A 16,900-nucleotide genomic window follows, 5' to 3' on the forward strand; every position below is an offset into this window, starting at 1 on the left:
CCGGCGGCGTAGCGGCGCAATCGCGTGGCCGGTCGGCCCTCTTCGCCGTCACGTCCTCGCCGCGTCCGGGCGGAGGCCCCGCCCGTCACCGTGTCCAGGGCACGTCCGGGGCCCGGAAGTACCCGATGTCCTGGGCGTCCAGGCGGGGGGCCTGGGCGGCGAGGCGGCGGCTGTACGCCGTCCAGTCCAGGGCGGCCGCCGGGGACCAGCCCAGCTCCGCCAGGCCCAGCACCCGCGGGAACGCCATCAGCTCCCACTCGGCCCGCGTCGCGACGTTCTCCGTCCACAGCGGGGCCTCCACCCCGAGCACCGCCGACTCCGGCACCCCGGCCAGATAGGCCCCCGGGTCCCAGGAGTACGACCGCGCCACCGGGACGTGGCCCGCCCAGGCCAGCCCCGGCCCCGTTTGCGCCCCGTACTTCATGTCCAGGTACACCCGGTCGGCCGGTGACAGGATCAGCGGGTGCCCGGCCCTCGCGGCCGCCGCCACCGCCGACCGGTCCGCCGCCGGGGTCCTGTCGTGGCCCCAGTACTGCAGGACCGCGCCCGCCGCCGGGCGTGCCGAGGCCAGTTGGTGCCAGGCCACCACCGTCTTGCCGTGGCGGCCCACCACCTCCTGCGCCCGGTCCATGAAGGCCGCGTAGTCCGCCGCCGGCGTGGCGTGCGCCTCATCGCCGCCGATGTGCAGGTAGCGGCCCGGAGTGAGCTCCGCCAGTTCGCCGAGCACCTCGTCGACGAAGGTGTACGTCCGCTCCTGCGCCACGCACAGCGAGCTGAAGCCGACCTTGGTCCCGGTGTACCGGGGCGGTGCCTTCCCGTCGCAGTTCAGCTCGGCGTAGGAGGCCAGCGCCGCGTTGGTGTGCCCGGGCATGTCGATCTCGGGGACCACGTCCACGTACCGCTCGCCCGCGTACGCCACCAGCTCGCGGTACTCGGCCTTCGTCCAGTGGCCGCCGGGCCCGCCGCCGACCTCGCCGGCGCCCCCGTACTGCGCCAGCCGGGGCCAGGAGTCGATCGCCAGGCGCCACCCCTGGTCGTCGGTGAGGTGCACGTGGAGTGCATTGATCTTGTACTGGGCGAGCTGGTCCACGTACCGCTTCACCTGTTCCACGGTGAAGAAGTGACGTGCGATGTCGACCATGGCCCCCCGGTAGGCGAAGCGCGGCCGGTCGGTGACGGTGCCGCCCGGTACCGTCCCGGGCCCGGCCACCGGCACCAGCTGGCGCAGGGTCTGGCCCGCCCGGAAGAGTCCGGCCGGGGTCCGCGCCACGAGGTCGACCCCGGTCGGCCCGGACGTCAGCCGGTACCCCTCCCGGCCGACCCCCTCGGCCTCCGCGTCGATCCTGAGCCGGATGCCGTTCCCGCGCACCCCGTCGATCACCGGCAGCGGCAGCCCGCTCGGCCCGCGCAGCTGCTCCGCGAGGAGCCGGCCCACCCGGCGGACCTCCTCGTCCGCGCCCGGCCCCGTACGCACGACCGTGCCCGGCCCGAAGGGGTAGCCGGGGCCCCCGGCGCGCGCGGAGACCGGTGCCGGCAGGAGCCGTTCGAAGGGGGCGGGGGCCGCGGGCGGGTCGTCACCGGCGTTCGCGTCGTCGCCGTGGGCGGCGGTGCAGGAGACGGCACCGAGGACGAGGAGGGTGCCGAGCGCGCGTCGCAGGACTCTCATGTGCCCAGGTATAGGCCAACTGGCCTGCCGCGCACGGTGGGAGAATCGCCGAATGGCGGAAATCATCCAGAAGGACGGAACCTGGACGTTCGACGGCGACGCGGTGCGCATCGTGCCCGGCCGCGACAAGGGGGTGGGGTTGCTGCGGCAGACCCTGGGCGAAGTGGTGGTGCCGTTGCGCGCACTCGCGGGGATCAGTTACGAGCCGGGCCGCAAGGCGGGGCGGATCCGGCTGCGGCTGCGCGAGGGGGCCGACCCGCTGACCCAGGTGACGGGCGGGCGCCTGCCGGAGTCCTCCGACCCGTTCCGGCTGAGCGTGGAGCCGGAGCGGACGGGGGTCGCGGAGTACTTCGTGGACGCGGTGCGCAACGCCCTGCTGCTGGAGCAGGTGGATCCGGGCCCCTCGGAGAGCTATCTGCTGCCCGGTCCCACCGTGCCGATAGCGGTGGGCGCGGGTGACGGGACCGTCACCTTCGACGGTGACCGGGTCGCGCTGGAGTGGAACTGGACGACCGAGGAGGCCAAGCGCTCCGGCGGGCCGCGGGAGTTCCGGGTCACGGATCTGCGGACGGTGGAGTGGGCTCCGGCGAAGGGACTGGAGAACGGCTGGCTCCGCTTCGTCCTGGCCGGCGCGGCGCAGTCGGCCGCGCCCAAGTACGACCCGTACACGGTCGAGCTGTTCGGTTTCAAGAAGGACCCGCTGATGGCGCTGGTCGCCGCGGCGGTGGCACTGCGGCTGCCGCACCCGGCCGCGCCGGTCCAGGACCGGGCCGTCGAGGACGCCCCGCCGAAGGAGCTCGCCGCGCCGGCCGGCGGCGTCGCGGAGGACCACGACGCCCTGCTGCGGCGGCTGCGGGAGCTGGGGGAGCTGCACCAGACGGGAGTCCTCACGGCCGACGAGTTCGCCGCAGCGAAGCAGGCGGTTTTGCGTAGATTCTGACCGGATGCATCCATTCCACTGGTCCAGACCAGAGAGATCCTGCCCGGAATCGGGCAGGATCTTTGCGTTGGGCGGCCGGAAGCGTCAATATCTACGGGTGCTCGACCGCCGCCCGTCCTATGACGATCTCGTCGAACACCTGGTGCGCAGCACCTCGCTACAGCGGGGCGAAGCGGCCCGGGTGATCCTCGACGTGCTCGCCTACTTCGACGAGACGACGGAGGACTTCGTCCGCCGCCGCCACCGCGAACTACAGGCCGGCGGAGCCGTGAACGCGGAGATCTTCGAGCGGATCGCGGCCGAGCTGCCGCACCGCGCCGTGGCGCCCCCGGAGCTCTCGCTCCGGCAGCTGCGCCGCATGGTCTACGGCTGACCGGCCGCCGCCGGAGCGGCCGCGGGCGGACGACGGGCAAGGAACCGAACTTCAGGAGGGGCAGGACCGTATGTGCGGAATCGTCGGTTACATCGGAAAGCGTGACGTGGCACCGCTGCTGCTGGAGGGCCTGGCACGGCTGGAGTACCGCGGCTACGACTCCGCGGGCATCGTCGTGAACAGCCCGAAGGCCGGCGCGCTCAAGATGGTCAAGGCCAAGGGCCGCGTCCGCGATCTGGAGGCCCGGGTCCCCAAGCGCTTCGCCGGCACCACGGGCATCGCCCACACCCGCTGGGCCACGCACGGCGCCCCGAGCGACGTCAACTCCCACCCGCACCTCGACCCGGAGAACAAGGTCGCCGTCGTCCACAACGGCATCGTCGACAACGCCGCCGAGCTCCGGGCCAAGCTGGAGGCCGACGGCGTCGTCTTCGCCTCCGAGACCGACACCGAGGTCATCACCCACCTGATCGCCCGCTCCCAGGCCGACAGCCTGGAGGAGAAGGTCCGCGAGGCCCTGAAGGTGATCGAGGGCACGTACGGCATCGCCGTGATGCACGCCGACTTCACCGACCGCATCGTGGTGGCCCGCAACGGCTCGCCGGTCATCCTCGGCATCGGCGAGAAGGAGATGCTCGTCGCCTCCGACGTCGCCGCGCTGATCGCCCACACCCGCCAGGTCGTCACCCTGAACGACGGCGAGATGGCCACCCTCAAGGCCGACGACTTCCGCACCTACACCACGGGCGGAACGACGACGAACGCCACCCCGGAGACCGTGGAGTGGGAGGCCGCCTCCTACGACATGGGCGGTCACGACACCTACATGCACAAGGAGATCTCCGAGCAGCCCGACGCGGTCGACCGCGTGCTGCGCGGCCGGATCGACGACCGCTTCAGCACAGTCCACCTGGGCGGGCTGAACCTGGATCCGCGCGAGGCGCGCGGCATCCGCCGGGTCAAGATCCTGGGCTGCGGCACCTCGTACCACGCGGGCCTGATCGGCGCCGGCCTCATCGAGGGCATGGCCCGCATCCCCGCGGACGCCGAGCCGGCGTCGGAGTTCCGCTACCGCAACCCGGTCGTGGACCCCGACACCCTCTACATCGCGGTCTCGCAGTCGGGTGAGACCTACGACGTGCTCGCGGCCGTGCAGGAGCTCAAGCGCAAGGGCGCCCGCGTCCTGGGCGTCGTCAACGTGGTCGGCTCCGCGATCGCCCGCGAGGCCGACGGCGGCGTCTACGTGCACGCCGGCCCCGAGGTGTGCGTCGTCTCCACCAAGTGCTTCACCAACACGGTCGTGGCCTTCGCGCTGCTCGCCGTGCACCTCGGCCGCATCCGGGACCTCTCGGTCACCGACGGCAAGCGGATCATCGAGGGCCTGCGCAGGCTGCCGGCGCAGATCCAGGAGATCCTCGACGGCGAAGAGGACATCAAGAAGCTCGCGGCCGAGTTCGCCGAGGCCAAGTCGATGATGTTCATCGGCCGGGTCCGCGGCTACCCCGTGGCCCTGGAGGCCTCCCTCAAGCTGAAGGAGATCTCCTACATCCACGCCGAGGCCTACCCCGCCTCCGAGCTCAAGCACGGCCCGCTGGCCCTGATCGAGCCCTCGCTGCCGACGGTCGCGATCGTCCCGGACGACGACCTGCTGGAGAAGAACCGCGCGGCGCTGGAGGAGATCAAGGCCCGCAGCGGTCGAATCCTCGCAGTCGCCCACCGCGAGCAGGAGAAGGCGGACCACACCATCGTGGTCCCGAAGAACGAGGACGAGCTGGACCCGATCCTCATGGGCATCCCGCTCCAGCTGCTGGCGTACCACACGGCCCTGGCCATGGGCCGGGACATCGACAAGCCGCGCAACCTGGCGAAGTCGGTCACCGTCGAGTAGCGGCCCCGGGCCACCACCGGACACCATCCATGCGGGAGCCTCCGTGCGCTGTGCGCACGGAGGCTCCCGTGTGTCCCTGCGATTCCCGCGCGTTCCTCTGCGTTCCCGCGCGTTCCTGCGCGCCGTGCTCAGCCCGCCGCGACCGCGCCGCTGCGCCCGGCCCTGCCGAAGGCCATCGGCCAGTGCGCCAGGGCTGCGGTGGCCCCGTACCAGGCCAGCAGCCCGGAGACGGCGGCGACCCAGCCGCCCGCCTTGGCCAGAGCGCCGCTGTCCATGAACGAGGCCACGGCGAGCAGGACCAGGGAGAGGGTCAGGAGGGCGTGGACGCCCTGGCTGAACACTCCGCTCGCGGCGGCCACCGTGAGGGTCAGCGCGAGCATCGCGAAGAGGACGAGAAACGTTCCGGCGGCCTCGTCGGAGGCGGATCCGCCCGCCGCCTTGGCCCAGGTGAACCAGAAGACGCCGAGGCCCGCGAACGCGGTGCCGTTGAATCCGTTGCCACCGCGGTACTCCAGGAGGCCCAGGAGGAAGAGGGCGGCGCCGCCGACGTACATCGCGAGCGGCAAGGAGCTGGCAGCGGACACGCCGTCGATGACGCCGGTGTGGCCGATACCGAATGCGAGAAGGGTGAGACCCAGGGCGATGTTCCCCAGGGTCGAAGTCGAGGCCGTGCTTCCCGCAGAGACACCATTGTCCACGGCGGGCTCCCTTCGATCTGCAGTTGTGTGCTGCGTCCCAGCAGCATTTATCTACCCTTTACACGAGGGCACAACCGCACAATCGACTTAACAAGCGGTCACGGAATGACAACGACCGGTCGCTGTGCGCGCTTGGCGAGTCGCCCGGCCACCGAGCCGAAGATCCGGCCCACGATCCCGTGCGTGGAGCCGACCACGATGGCGTCGGCCGAATACTCCCGGCCCACCTCCTCCAGCTCATGGCAGATGTCACCGCCGCGCTCGACCAGAATCCATGGCACTTCGGCCAGATAGTCGGCGCAGGCCAGCTCCAGCCCCAACACCTCGGTGCGGTGGTCCGGCACGTCCACGAAGACGGGGGGCTCACAGCCCGCCCACACGGTGGTGGGCAGTCGGTTGGCCACGTGGACGATGATCAGACCCGATCCGGAGCGGCGGGCCATACCGATCGCGTAGGCGAGCGCACGCTCGCTCGACGTCGATCCGTCGAATCCCACAACGACACCGTGCCGGAAGGCCGGGTCGCAGGGGGAGCGTGTCTGTTCCACCGCACGCAGCTCGGCGGCCGACGCGGGGTCGGCGAGCCGTTTGCGCTTGCGGTCCGCGGGTTCGGGGAGTTCGTGACCGGCCATGGGTGTCTCGGCGAAGAGGTCCTTGGAGGAAGCAACAGGGGCGAAATCGGCGACGCAGTGTGACGGAGCTCTGTCCGGGAAGCATCTTCCCAAGCCCATACCCACCAGGGTACGGCGACACTCCTGTCCTGCCCAGGGCTTGCCGCACTTGGAGAGCGTCCCAGGGAGCATGCCGGAGCGAGCGCGCCTTGGCAATGTCCGCTGTCCCCTACAGCCAGTGACGAGACGGCGCGTTGCCACCCGTGCGCGCAGTGACCGAGCCCCTCCGGGCGACGTTGGACATGCGTCCGACCGTCCAGGAAGAGCCCGCAGGGAGTACGCCGTGTCCGGCCATCCGGTTCACCCCGACCAGCCAGCTCAGCCGACCCAGTCCGCCCGCTTCCCCGACCCGGGCCCGCACCTCGCCGGCCCTCCCCGGCGGCCGCTTCACCCGTCCGTGCGGTCCTCCGGGCATCCCCATGACGACCCCGCGGGTGACGTGGTGCGCTGGGCGGTCTTCAGCTGCCTGCTCGTCCCGGTGGTCCTCGTCGTCTACGGAACCTCCTTCGGCGGGGCGGCGGTCGCCACCCTCGGCCTGCTCGTCGTCACGGCCGCCTGCCTGGTCCTGCTGCGACACTCGGAGCGGACCGCGGCCCGCGTCCGGGCGGAGGAGCACCCTCCGTCGGCGCACCGCCGACGGCACTCGCGCGGCGGGCCCGCGGGCCGCCGGGGCTGCTGGGCCTGCGACTCGCCGTCCCCGCATGACTGACTCATTCGCACACCCACACCCGCACGTTTTCAGCCAACTTCCCGGCAGGGTGCCCTCCTTGCCGGAATGTCCCGTCGACGCGCTTACCACCAGCGACGACATTCCTCAGGGGACGATTTGGCCCTACTGGTACTGGCCACAGCCCTGATGTGCGCTTCCCACCCGGGTAGCGGAGTGGAACCCTTCCTGATCGAATGCTTTTCGCCAAGTTGAGAAGTCGACATAGCGCTGCGTGCTGAACTTGTCACGCCGACACCACGGGACGCAGTAGATTCGATCATGTATTTACGGCGGGGGATCCACGTGCAAGGCCGAGGGGAAACGTGCAGGTGCGACCAGACCAAGGAGTCGCGACACCCAAGGGGGGCTTAGCGCCATGAGCCAGGATTCCACCGCCGTCGTCGCGGACGCCGGCAGGAAGCTCGCGGGGCGTCGCCGCAGGGAGATCGTCGCGGTGCTGCTCTTCAGCGGCGGACCGATCTTCGAGAGTTCCATTCCACTATCCGTGTTCGGCATTGACCGGCAGGACGCGGGAGTTCCACGCTACCGACTGCTCGTGTGCGCCGGTGAGGACGGTCCGCTCAGGACCACCGGCGGACTCGAACTGACCGCGCCGTACGGGTTGGAGGCGATCGCCCGGGCAGGCACCGTCGTCGTTCCCGCCTGGCGCTCCATCACTTCACCGCCGCCTCCGGAGGCGCTCGACGCCCTGCGTCTGGCGCACGAGGAAGGGGCCCGGATCGTCGGACTGTGCACCGGGGCCTTCGTGCTCGCGGCCGCCGGTCTGCTGGACGGCCGGCCCGCGACGACGCACTGGATGTACGCGCCGACGCTGGCCAAGCGCTACCCGTCCGTGCACGTCGATCCGCGCGAACTCTTCGTCGACGACGGCGACGTGCTCACGTCCGCGGGCACGGCGGCCGGAATCGACCTCTGCCTGCACATCGTGCGCACCGACCACGGCAGCGAGGCGGCCGGGGCCCTGGCCCGCAGGCTCGTCGTGCCGCCGCGTCGCACCGGCGGGCAGGAGCGCTACCTCGACCGGTCGCTTCCGGAGGAGATCGGCGCCGACCCGCTGGCCGAGGTCGTCGCCTGGGCACTGGAACACCTCCACGAGCAGTTCGACGTGGAGACCCTCGCCGCCCGCGCCTACATGAGCAGGCGCACCTTCGACCGGCGGTTCCGCTCGCTCACCGGCAGCGCGCCGCTCCAGTGGTTGATCACCCAGCGGGTGCTCCAGGCCCAGCGGCTGCTGGAGACCTCCGACTACTCGGTCGACGAGGTCGCCGGACGCTGCGGGTTCCGCTCGCCGGTCGCCCTGCGCGGGCACTTCCGGCGGCAGCTGGGGTCCTCCCCGGCTGCGTACCGCTCCGCCTACCGGGCACGCCGGCCGCAGGCCGACGTCGCGCAGGTGGCGGAGATCTCCACGGGACCGGTGCCGCACCAGCGCACCCCGCAGCCCCACCGGGCGGCGGCTGCCCTGGCCGCGACGGGTTCCACGGTGACGGAGCTGTACGCCCCGAACCGGGTCCTGCGGGAACACGCGTAACCCCCACGACGGGTACGACGGCGAAGGTCCCCCATCGGTCACCGCCGATGGGGGACCTTCCGCATGTGCGGTCCGCTCCGCTCCGCGATATGCGGTCCGCTCCGCGGGGGACCGCATAAGGTGGGACACATGAACGATCGCATGGTGTGGATCGACTGCGAGATGACCGGGCTCTCGTTGACGGACGACGCACTTATCGAGGTGGCCGCGCTGGTCACCGACTCGGAGCTCAACGTGCTCGGCGAGGGCGTGGACATCGTGATCCGCCCGCCGGACCGCGCCCTGGAGACCATGCCCGACGTGGTCCGCGAGATGCACACCGCCTCCGGCCTGCTCGACGAGCTGGCCGGTGGCACCACCCTCGCGGACGCCGAGGCGCAGGTCCTGGCGTACGTGCGGGAGCACGTGAAGGAGCCGCGCAAGGCACCGCTCTGCGGGAACTCGGTCGGCACCGACCGCGGCTTCCTGCTGCGCGACATGGCCGCGCTGGAGGGCTACCTGCACTACCGGATCGTGGACGTGTCCTCGGTCAAGGAGCTGGCGCGCCGCTGGTACCCGCGGGCGTACTTCAACAGCCCCCCGAAGAACGGCAACCACCGGGCGCTGGCGGACATCAGGGACTCCATCACCGAGCTGCGCTACTACCGCGAGGCGGTCTTCGTGCCACAGCCCGGGCCCGACTCCGACACCGCCCGCAGCATCGCCGCCAAGCACACGGCGCCGGGCGCATAGGTTCCTGCCGGGCCCCTTCCGGAGAGGGGGCGCACAAGGGTGGAGCGAGCACCCTCCCGGACCCTGTACCCTTTTCTTCGGCCGGTCGGTTTTCCGACCGGACATGGTGGGTGTAGCTCAGCTGGTAGAGCACCTGGTTGTGGTCCAGGTGGCCGCGGGTTCAAGTCCCGTCACTCACCCTGCGGGAAGGCCCCGGTACGCGGAAGCGGACCGGGGCCTTCTGCATGTCCCGGGGCTCCGGGACTCCGGGGCCAAGGCGCCCCGGTGAGGGTCAGGACGACTCCCGCACCACCAGCCTGTTCGGCAGGACGACCGCCGGCCCGCCCGCGGCCACGGCACTCCCCCCTCGTCCCGAGACGCGGTCCAGCAGCATGCTCGCCATGGTCCGGCCCATCTCCTCGATGGGCTGCCGGACGCTGGTCAGCGGCGGATCCATGTGCCGGGCCACCACCGAGTCGTCGAAGCCGACCAGGGCCACGTCGTGCGGGATCCGGCGCCCGGCCGCACGCAGTTCCCGCCGGGCGCCCGCCGCCATGACGTCCGAGGAGGCGAAGACCGCGTCGAGCGAGGGGCTGCGCTCCAACAACTCGCGCATGGCCCGGCGGCCGCCCTCCTCGGTGAAGTCGGCGACCGCCACCAACCGCTCGTCCACGGGGCGGCCGGCGGCGGCCAGGGCCTGGCGGTAGCCGTCGAGCCGGCAGCGGGCTCCGTACACGTCCAGCGGGCCGGTGATCGTGGCGATCGTACGGCGGCCCCGGTCGAGCAGGTGGCGCACGGCCTCGGCGGCTCCCGCCAGGTTGTCGGAGTCCACACAGGGCAGCGTCTCCGCCGCGGAACGCCGGCCGCTGATCACCGTCGGGATGCCCAGCTCCACCAGCAGCTCCGGGAGCGGGTCCCCGGCGTGGACGGAGACCAGCAGCACGCCGTCGACCCGGTGTCCGGAGAGGTACTGCGCGAGGCGGCGGCGCTCGCGGTCGCTGCCGGCCAGGGTGAGGACGAGCTGGATGTCGGTCTCCGCGAGGGCCGCCCCGACCCCGCGGACCACTTCGGAGAAGTACGGCTCGGCGAAGAACCGGGCCTCGGGCTCGGGGATGACGAGGGCGATCGCGTCGTTGCGGTTGGCCGCGAGGGCGCGGGCCGCGCGGTTCGGCACGTACCCCAGCTCGGTCACGGCCGCCTCGACGGCGGCCCTGGTCTGCTCGCTGACCCTGGAGGACCCGTTGATCACCCGGGACACGGTGCCGCGCCCGACTCCGGCGCGCACCGCGACCTCTTCCAGGGTCGGCCGTCCCCCGCTGCGCCCGTTCCCGTTCATGGCTTCCTCCCGGTCGTGAATCTACCCCTTGACTACTGTGGGAGCGCTCCCACACTGTGTCACACGACACCCCCACGTTGTCGCCCACCCTTCAGGGAGGAACCATGCGAGCCCAGTCCCCGTCCCGAGCACGAGCCCGAAGAACCCTCGTCACGGCGGTCGCCTCGATGGGCGCCGCCGCGCTGCTGCTCGCGGGGTGCGCGCAGGATCCCGAGACGGACCCGAAGGCGGGTCCGTCGGCCGGCGGCACCGGCCGGACCACCCTGACCGTGGGAGTCTTCGGGGCCTTCGGTCTCCAGGAGGCCGGGCTCTACGACGCGTACATGGCACAGAACCCGGGCGTCCGCATCGAGCAGACCTCCATCGAGCGCAACGAGAACTACTACCCCCAACTGCTGACGCACCTGGGCACCGGCAGCGGCCTCGCCGACATCCAGGCGGTCGAGGTCAACAACATCGCCGAGATCACCGCCACCCAGGCCGACAAACTGGTGGACCTGGGCAAGGTGCCCGGTGTGGACAAGGCCGCGTACCTGCCGTGGAAGTGGGCCCAGGGCACGGCGCCCGCCGCCAAGGGCGGGGCCACGGTCGGTCTCGGCACCGACATCGGGCCGCAGGGGATCTGCTACCGCAAGGACCTCTTCGAGGCGGCCGGGCTGCCCTCGGACCGGGAGGCGGTCGGCGCGCTGTGGGCGGGCGACTGGGGCAAGTACCTGGAGGCGGGCAAGGCGTACAAGGCGAAGGCGGGCGACGGCAAGGCCTTCGTGGACTCGGCATCGGGGGTCATGGCCGCGGTGACGGGCAGCAGCGCCGAGCGGTTCTACGACGCCCAGGGCAAGGTCGTCTACAAGACCAACCCGGCGGTCCGCGGAGCCTTCGACCTGGCGGCGTCCTTCGCCACCGAGGGCCTCAGCGCCAAGCTGCAGCAGTTCACCCCGGGCTGGGACCAGGGCTTCGCCAACGGAGCCTTCGCGACGGTCTCCTGCCCGGCGTGGATGCTCGGCTACATCCAGGACAAGGCGGGCCCGTCGGGCAAGGACAAGTGGGACGTGGCGCAGGCGCCGAAGCCCAGCAACTGGGGCGGTTCCTTCCTGGTGGTCCCGAAGGCCGGCAAGCACGCCGAGGAGGCGGCCAAGCTGGCGGCCTGGCTGACGGCGCCGGAACAGCAGGCGAAGCTCTTCGAGAAGCGGGGCAGCTTCCCGAGCGCGAGCGCCGCCTACACGCTGCCGGCGGTATCGGGGGCGAGGCACGAGTACTTCGGCGGTGCGCCGATCGGTGAGATCTTCTCGAAGGCGGCGCAGGGCGTGCCGGTGACGGTGGTGGGCCCCAAGGACCTGGTCATCGCGCAGAACCTGGCCGACATCGGAATGCTCCAGGTCGACCAGAAGGGCCGCAGCGCGCAGGAGGGCTGGGAGGCCGCGGTGAAGGCCATCGACAACGCCCTGGACCAGTGAGGCGCCGGTGACGGACGAGACGGCTGTCCTGTCCCCGTCTGCCGCCGCCCCGGAGCGGGCGGCGGCAGACGGGGGCGGCCGGGGCAGGCCGGGCCAGGTGTGGCGCTCGCGCCGCTACCGCTGGGACCTGCGCTGGAGCCCGTACGCCTTCGTGGCGCCCTTCTTCCTGTTCTTCGCCGCCTTCGGGCTGTTCCCGCTGCTCTACACGGGCTGGGCGGCACTGCACCAGGTGGAGCTGACCGACCCTGACAGCATGACGTGGGTAGGCCTGCGCAACTTCACCCGGTTGTGGGACGACGAGTTCTTCTGGAACGCGCTGCGCAACACGGTCACCATCGGGCTGCTCTCCACGGTCCCGCAGCTGGCGATCGCGCTGGGCGTGGCCCATCTGCTCAACTACCGGCTGCGCGGCTCCGCCTTCTTCCGGGTCGCCGTGCTCACCCCGTACGCCACCTCGGTGGCGGCGGCCACGCTCGTCTTCGTCCTGCTCTTCGGCCGGGACTACGGGATGATCAACTGGGCGCTCTCGGCGGCCGGCGTCGGCCCGGTGGACTGGCAGAACGGCACCTTCGCCTCGCAGTTGGCGGTCTCCACCATCGTGATCTGGCGGTGGACCGGCTACAACGCGCTGATCTACCTGGCGGCCATGCAGGCGGTGCCGGGCGAGCTGTACGAGTCGGCCGCGCTGGACGGGGCCTCGCGCTGGCAGCAGTTCCTGCACGTCACGGTGCCCTCGCTGCGGCCGACGATCCTGTTCACCGGTGTGGTGTCGACGATCGGGGCGACCCAGCTGTTCGGCGAGCCGCTGCTGTTCAACGGCGGCGCGGGCGCGACGGGCGGCTCGGACCACCAGTTCCAGACGCTCGGTCTGTACCTGTACGAGCAGGGCTGGGTGAACCTGCACCTGGGGCGGGCCTCGGCGATCGCCTGGGCGATGTTCCTGCTCCTGCTGCTGATCGCCGGGGCGGCGCGGCTGCTGCGCGGACGGGGGGACGCGCGATGAGATCACTGCGCGCGGGCCGGCTCACCTACGGGGTGCTCGGCCTCTTCACCGCCGGTTCACTCTTCCCCCTGGTGTGGACGGCGATCGCGGCCTCCCGCACCAACACGCGTCTGGCCCAGACCCCGCCGCCGTTCTGGTTCGGCGGAAACCTGGGACGCAACCTGCAGATCGCCTGGACCGACGCGAACATGGGCACCGCCCTGCTGAACACGGTCATCGTGGCGGGCACCGTCACCATCGGGACGGTCCTCTTCTCCACCCTGGCGGGCTTCGCCTTCGCCAAGCTGCACTTCCGCGGACGCCGGATGCTGATGGCGCTGGTGGTGGGGACGATGCTGGTCCCGCCGCAGCTGAGCGTGGTGCCGCTGTACATGCTGATCGCGAAGCTGTCGTGGACCGACCGGCTCCAGGCGGTGGTCCTGCCCTCCCTGGTGTGCGCCTTCGGCGTGTTCTTCATGCGCCAGTACCTGGTGCACGCGCTGCCGACGGAGCTGGTGGAAGCGGCCCGCACGGACGGTGCCAGTTCCCTCCGGGTCGTGTGGCACGTGGTCTTCCCCGCGGCCCGCCCGGCCATGGCGGTGCTGGGGATGCTGACCTTCGTCATGGCCTGGAACGACTTCTTCTGGCCCATCGTCGCACTGACCCAGAACGGCAGCCCGACGGTACAGGTGGCCCTGACCGGACTCGGCCGGGGATACATCCCCGATCAGTCCGTGATCATGGCGGGTGCGCTGCTCGGCACGCTCCCGCTGCTTGTGGTGTTCCTCGTCTTCGGCCGCCAGATCGTCGGCGGCATCATGCAGGGAGCGGTAAAGGGATGACTGACACCCCGGCGCACACGGACCGCACGGACCGCACGTCGAACGCAACGGATCCGGGCGGGGAGCAGCTCCGCTTCCCCGACGGGTTCTTGTGGGGCACGGCCACGGCCGCCTTCCAGATCGAGGGCGCGGCCGCACTGCGCGGGCCCTCCATCTGGGACACCTTCTGCCGCACTCCGGGCAAGGTGTACGGCGGCCACACCGGCGACGTCGCGGTCGACCACCACCGGCTGTGGCGCGAGGACGTCGCCCTCATGGCCGAACTGGGCCTGGGCTCCTACCGGTTCTCGGTGTCCTGGCCGCGCGTCCTGGCCGGCGGCACCGGCTTCTACGACAGGCTCGTCGACGAGCTCCTCACCCACGGCATCCGGCCGTGCGTGACCCTCTACCACTGGGACCTCCCGCAGGAGCTGGAGGATGCCGGCGGCTGGCCCGAGCGCGAGACGGCCTACGCCTTCGCCCGGTACGCGGAGCAGGTCTCCGACGCGCTCGCCGACCGCGTGGAGCTCTGGACCACCCTCAACGAGCCCTGGTGCAGCGCCTTCCTCGGCTACGCCTCCGGAGTGCACGCCCCCGGCCGCACCTCCGCCGCCGACTCGCTGCGCGCCGCCCACCACCTCAACCTGGCCCACGGCATGGCCGCGGCGGCCCTCCCGGGCCGGACCCGGGTCGGCATCGCCCTCAACCCCAGCGCGGTAAGGCCGCTGACCGGCTCGGCGGCCGATCTGGACGCCGCCCGCCGCATCGACGCACTGGCCAACCGGATCTTCACCGGGCCGCTGCTGCACGGCGCCTACCCCCAGGACCTGCTCACGGACACCGCCTCCCTGACGGACTGGTCGTTCGTCCGCACCGGCGACGAGGCGCTGATCCACCGACCGCCGGACTTCCTCGGCGTGAACTACTACACGCCGGCGGTGGTGTCCGCCGCCCCGGACGGGGGCGGCCCGCGCGCCGACGGCCACGGCGCCGCGTCCCACTCCCCGTGGCCCGGCGCGGACGCGGTGGCCTTCCACCAGCCCCCGGGCGACCAGACCGACATGGGCTGGTCGATCGACCCGACCGGCCTCTACGACCTGCTGATGCGGTTCACCCGCGAGGCACCCGGCCTGCCGTTGATGGTCACGGAGAACGGTGCGGCCTACGCCCCGGACCTGGACGACCCGCAGCGCATCGCCTACCTGGAGGCCCACCTCGCCGCCGTCCACCGCGCGCTGTCGGACGGGGCCCCGGTGGAGGGCTACTTCCTCTGGTCGCTGCTGGACAACTTCGAGTGGTCCTACGGATACAGCAAGCGCTTCGGCATCGTGCACGTCGACTACGACACCCAGGTCCGCACACCGCGCTCCAGCGCCCACTGGTACGCCCGGCTGGCCCGCAAGGGGGTCATGTAGCCGGCGGGTTCCACGGCCCACCGGGGGTGTCCGGTCCGGACGCACCCCCCGGTGGCCGGTCCCGGCGCGGCCGGCCGGCGGACCGGCCTCGTCCCGCCGCCCCGTCAGGCGCCCTGGATGTGGAAGTTGAAGTCCGTGTGGCCGAGTGCGCCCATCAGCCGGAGCCAGACCGGCAGCAGCATCTCCGTGCCCCGGGCCGTCTCGATGCCGCCGAGGTCCAGGACGCTCGCCTCCGGCCAGCCGAAGGAGTGGAGCAGCTCGCGCACCGTCGCCTTGGCGTCCGCGTCCTCGCCGGAGACGAAGACGTGGTGCTCTCCGGCGACCCGCGCCGGGTCCACCATGATCCGGCAGTTCATCGTGTTCAGCGTCTTGACCACGCGCAGCCCGGGGAAGGTCCGTTGGATCAGCTCGCCGAGGCTGTCGTCGTTCACCGGGTCCAGGACCGGCGGGAAGCCGCCCGAGAAGTCCAGCGGATTCGCGATGTCGATCAGGACCCTGCCCGCCGGGCGGGCGGCGTCCGCCGCCGTCAGTGCGGCGACGCTGCCCCGCCCGCTCGTGGCGTTGACCAGCACCTCGCGGTCCCGGGCCGCCTCGGCGAAGCCGGCCAGCCCCACGCCGGGGTGTGCCTCCTGCCAGTCCGCGTACTCGGCCCGGCCGAGGGTCGCCCCGGGGTCCCGGGTTCCGATGACCACCTGGTGGCCCAGGGATGCGAGCCGGGCGGCCACGGTGCGGCCGACGATGCCGGTGCCGAGGACTGCGTAGCGCATCTGTCGCTTCCTTCCGTTCGGTGGGGGGGGGCGCCGCGGCGCGCGTCCCTTCCGGTCTTCCGGGTCGTGCCCTAGTCCGACATCCCGAGGTCGGAGAAGAACCGGTACCCGTTCGGATCGTCCGGCAGGAACCAGTGGTAGCCCTCCTCCGCGAAGACGACCAGCAGGTTCACGGCGATGACCACGCCCAGGAACCACAGCGCGAACAGCCCCGCCGTGCGCAGCGGGCCCGGCCCGGTCGCCGGGACGCCGCGATCCGCCGTCGTGTGCGCGGTCGCCAGGGCGATGCCGACGACGAGCGCGGAGGCCTGGAAGAGGATCAGCGCCCACACGTACAGGTGGAGGCCGAACACCTCGCCCCCGTACCCCTTGTCGCCCGGCAGGATGTGGAGCGTCGTCTGTCGCCAGGCCGCGACGGAGCCTCCGACGAGCGCGATCAGGGTCAGGCCCCAGCCCGTCATGTAGTGCCGGCCCGTCACCGAGCCGCGGTGCAGCGCCGTGCGAATGATGTACGCCGCTCCCAGCGCCGCCAGCAACATGAACATGCGCTGCACCACGCAGAGTGGGCACGGGTGCTCCCCCTGCACGAACTGGTGCACGAGGCCGGCGCCCACCACGCCCGTCCAGCCGACGGCGAAGAGGCAGGCGAACCAGTACTGGACCTTGCCCAGCGGCGGGCTCTCGGGCGCGGTCTCCGGGACGAGGGTCTCGATCGTCGCCATGGTCACCAGCTCAGTGTCAGGGCCAGGCTGCCGGTGATGTGGTGTGCCATCAGCAGGGTGACGGCGACGAGCACGGCCCACCACGCCCCGAGCACGACCATCCGGGACGTCTCCCGGTACATGGCGACCAGCGTGGCGAGGAGCCCGCCGAAGATGAGGGTGTCCATGCCGCGGACCGTACCGAGATCAGGACATCCT

General features: G+C 71.6%; 17 protein-coding genes and 1 tRNA gene. 11 read left to right on the forward strand and 7 right to left on the reverse strand.

Features of this window, described 5'->3' with window-relative positions:
* Positions 1 to 85 precede the first annotated feature (85 nt).
* Positions 86 to 1,666 carry a beta-N-acetylhexosaminidase gene (locus tag R4Z63_RS11205; protein ID WP_384445965.1) on the reverse strand — a complete coding sequence of 527 codons (1,581 nt, stop codon included), beginning with the start codon at positions 1,664 to 1,666 and terminating at the stop codon, positions 86 to 88.
* Positions 1,667 to 1,718: 52 nt separating this feature from the next.
* Here R4Z63_RS11205 and R4Z63_RS11210 point away from each other — a divergent pair, with 52 nt between their 5' ends.
* From R4Z63_RS11210 to glmS, 3 genes are all read left to right on the forward strand, one after another.
* Positions 1,719 to 2,606 (forward strand): DUF4429 domain-containing protein, encoded by an 888-nt coding sequence (locus tag R4Z63_RS11210; protein ID WP_037923501.1) that lies wholly within the window; start codon positions 1,719 to 1,721, stop codon positions 2,604 to 2,606.
* A gap of 97 nt (positions 2,607 to 2,703) precedes the next feature.
* On the forward strand, positions 2,704 to 2,979 hold the full coding sequence (locus R4Z63_RS11215; protein WP_384445966.1) for a hypothetical protein: 276 nt from the start codon (positions 2,704 to 2,706) through the stop codon (positions 2,977 to 2,979).
* Between the two features lie 70 nt (positions 2,980 to 3,049).
* Positions 3,050 to 4,867 (forward strand): glutamine--fructose-6-phosphate transaminase (isomerizing), encoded by a 1,818-nt coding sequence (glmS, locus tag R4Z63_RS11220; RefSeq protein ID WP_037923497.1) that lies wholly within the window; start codon positions 3,050 to 3,052, stop codon positions 4,865 to 4,867.
* Between the two features lie 128 nt (positions 4,868 to 4,995).
* Here the strand turns inward: glmS and R4Z63_RS11225 are convergent, their stop codons facing one another.
* Both R4Z63_RS11225 and R4Z63_RS11230 read right to left on the reverse strand, forming a co-directional pair.
* Positions 4,996 to 5,565, reverse strand: coding sequence for an acetate uptake transporter (locus tag R4Z63_RS11225; RefSeq protein ID WP_037923494.1), 570 nt, complete (start codon positions 5,563 to 5,565; stop codon positions 4,996 to 4,998).
* Between the two features lie 98 nt (positions 5,566 to 5,663).
* Positions 5,664 to 6,197, reverse strand: a complete 534-nt coding sequence (locus tag R4Z63_RS11230; protein WP_037923491.1) for a universal stress protein — start codon at positions 6,195 to 6,197, stop codon at positions 5,664 to 5,666.
* A 322-nt stretch (positions 6,198 to 6,519) separates the two neighbouring features.
* Here R4Z63_RS11230 and R4Z63_RS11235 point away from each other — a divergent pair, with 322 nt between their 5' ends.
* The 4 genes from R4Z63_RS11235 to R4Z63_RS11250 all read left to right on the forward strand — a co-directional run bounded on the left by R4Z63_RS11235 (position 6,520) and on the right by R4Z63_RS11250 (position 9,405).
* Positions 6,520 to 6,945: a hypothetical protein gene (locus R4Z63_RS11235; RefSeq protein WP_384445967.1), complete on the forward strand. Its 426-nt coding sequence runs from the start codon at positions 6,520 to 6,522 to the stop codon at positions 6,943 to 6,945.
* 376 nt (positions 6,946 to 7,321) lie between these two features.
* Positions 7,322 to 8,494 carry a helix-turn-helix domain-containing protein gene (locus R4Z63_RS11240; protein ID WP_037923488.1) on the forward strand — a complete coding sequence of 391 codons (1,173 nt, stop codon included), beginning with the start codon at positions 7,322 to 7,324 and terminating at the stop codon, positions 8,492 to 8,494.
* A 129-nt stretch (positions 8,495 to 8,623) separates the two neighbouring features.
* Entirely contained in the window at positions 8,624 to 9,226 is a 603-nt protein-coding gene (orn, locus tag R4Z63_RS11245; RefSeq protein WP_384445968.1) for an oligoribonuclease, read from the forward strand.
* Between the two features lie 106 nt (positions 9,227 to 9,332).
* Positions 9,333 to 9,405, forward strand: a tRNA-His gene (locus R4Z63_RS11250).
* Positions 9,406 to 9,497: 92 nt separating this feature from the next.
* On the opposite strand, the gene R4Z63_RS11255 is transcribed toward R4Z63_RS11250, so the two are convergent.
* Positions 9,498 to 10,541, reverse strand: a complete 1,044-nt coding sequence (locus R4Z63_RS11255; RefSeq protein ID WP_037923482.1) for a LacI family DNA-binding transcriptional regulator — start codon at positions 10,539 to 10,541, stop codon at positions 9,498 to 9,500.
* Between the two features lie 104 nt (positions 10,542 to 10,645).
* On the opposite strand from R4Z63_RS11255, the gene R4Z63_RS11260 reads away from it, so the two are divergent.
* The 4 genes from R4Z63_RS11260 to R4Z63_RS11275 are packed head-to-tail and all read left to right on the forward strand — an operon-like array spanning position 10,646 to position 15,213.
* Positions 10,646 to 11,995: an ABC transporter substrate-binding protein gene (locus R4Z63_RS11260; protein ID WP_384445969.1), complete on the forward strand. Its 1,350-nt coding sequence runs from the start codon at positions 10,646 to 10,648 to the stop codon at positions 11,993 to 11,995.
* A 7-nt stretch (positions 11,996 to 12,002) separates the two neighbouring features.
* A complete protein-coding gene (locus R4Z63_RS11265) occupies positions 12,003 to 12,998 on the forward strand; it encodes a carbohydrate ABC transporter permease (protein ID WP_384445970.1) in 996 nt (331 codons plus the stop codon).
* Positions 12,995 to 13,819 (forward strand): carbohydrate ABC transporter permease, encoded by an 825-nt coding sequence (locus R4Z63_RS11270; protein WP_078556642.1) that lies wholly within the window; start codon positions 12,995 to 12,997, stop codon positions 13,817 to 13,819. The genes R4Z63_RS11265 and R4Z63_RS11270 overlap by 4 nt, the downstream gene beginning before the upstream one ends.
* Positions 13,816 to 15,213, forward strand: a complete 1,398-nt coding sequence (locus R4Z63_RS11275; RefSeq protein ID WP_384445971.1) for a GH1 family beta-glucosidase — start codon at positions 13,816 to 13,818, stop codon at positions 15,211 to 15,213. Before R4Z63_RS11270 ends, R4Z63_RS11275 begins: the two co-directional genes overlap by 4 nt.
* Positions 15,214 to 15,317: 104 nt before the next feature.
* Here R4Z63_RS11275 and R4Z63_RS11280 read toward each other — a convergent pair whose 3' ends face one another.
* The 3 genes from R4Z63_RS11280 to R4Z63_RS11290 form a co-directional block, all read right to left on the reverse strand.
* Positions 15,318 to 15,980 (reverse strand): NADPH-dependent F420 reductase, encoded by a 663-nt coding sequence (locus tag R4Z63_RS11280; RefSeq protein ID WP_037923473.1) that lies wholly within the window; start codon positions 15,978 to 15,980, stop codon positions 15,318 to 15,320.
* 71 nt (positions 15,981 to 16,051) lie between these two features.
* Positions 16,052 to 16,702 (reverse strand): disulfide bond formation protein B, encoded by a 651-nt coding sequence (locus tag R4Z63_RS11285; RefSeq protein WP_384445988.1) that lies wholly within the window; start codon positions 16,700 to 16,702, stop codon positions 16,052 to 16,054.
* Positions 16,703 to 16,704: 2 nt separating this feature from the next.
* Positions 16,705 to 16,869 (reverse strand): DUF5993 family protein, encoded by a 165-nt coding sequence (locus tag R4Z63_RS11290; protein ID WP_172671346.1) that lies wholly within the window; start codon positions 16,867 to 16,869, stop codon positions 16,705 to 16,707.
* Positions 16,870 to 16,900: the final 31 nt, after the last annotated feature.

Source organism: Streptomyces sp. PL-29 (assembly GCF_058344425.1).

Coding starts and splice junctions, on each gene's coding strand:
- R4Z63_RS11205 (WP_384445965.1), bottom strand. CDS start 1,666: ATGAGAGTCCTGCGACGCGCGCTCGGCACCCTCCTCGTCCTCGGTGCC.
- R4Z63_RS11210 (WP_037923501.1), top strand. CDS start 1,719: ATGGCGGAAATCATCCAGAAGGACGGAACCTGGACGTTCGACGGCGAC.
- glmS (WP_037923497.1), top strand. CDS start 3,050: ATGTGCGGAATCGTCGGTTACATCGGAAAGCGTGACGTGGCACCGCTG.
- R4Z63_RS11230 (WP_037923491.1), bottom strand. CDS start 6,197: ATGGCCGGTCACGAACTCCCCGAACCCGCGGACCGCAAGCGCAAACGG.
- R4Z63_RS11240 (WP_037923488.1), top strand. CDS start 7,322: ATGAGCCAGGATTCCACCGCCGTCGTCGCGGACGCCGGCAGGAAGCTC.
- orn (WP_384445968.1), top strand. CDS start 8,624: ATGAACGATCGCATGGTGTGGATCGACTGCGAGATGACCGGGCTCTCG.
- R4Z63_RS11255 (WP_037923482.1), bottom strand. CDS start 10,541: ATGAACGGGAACGGGCGCAGCGGGGGACGGCCGACCCTGGAAGAGGTC.
- R4Z63_RS11260 (WP_384445969.1), top strand. CDS start 10,646: ATGCGAGCCCAGTCCCCGTCCCGAGCACGAGCCCGAAGAACCCTCGTC.
- R4Z63_RS11270 (WP_078556642.1), top strand. CDS start 12,995: ATGAGATCACTGCGCGCGGGCCGGCTCACCTACGGGGTGCTCGGCCTC.
- R4Z63_RS11275 (WP_384445971.1), top strand. CDS start 13,816: ATGACTGACACCCCGGCGCACACGGACCGCACGGACCGCACGTCGAAC.
- R4Z63_RS11280 (WP_037923473.1), bottom strand. CDS start 15,980: ATGCGCTACGCAGTCCTCGGCACCGGCATCGTCGGCCGCACCGTGGCC.
- R4Z63_RS11285 (WP_384445988.1), bottom strand. CDS start 16,702: ATGGCGACGATCGAGACCCTCGTCCCGGAGACCGCGCCCGAGAGCCCG.
- R4Z63_RS11290 (WP_172671346.1), bottom strand. CDS start 16,869: ATGGACACCCTCATCTTCGGCGGGCTCCTCGCCACGCTGGTCGCCATG.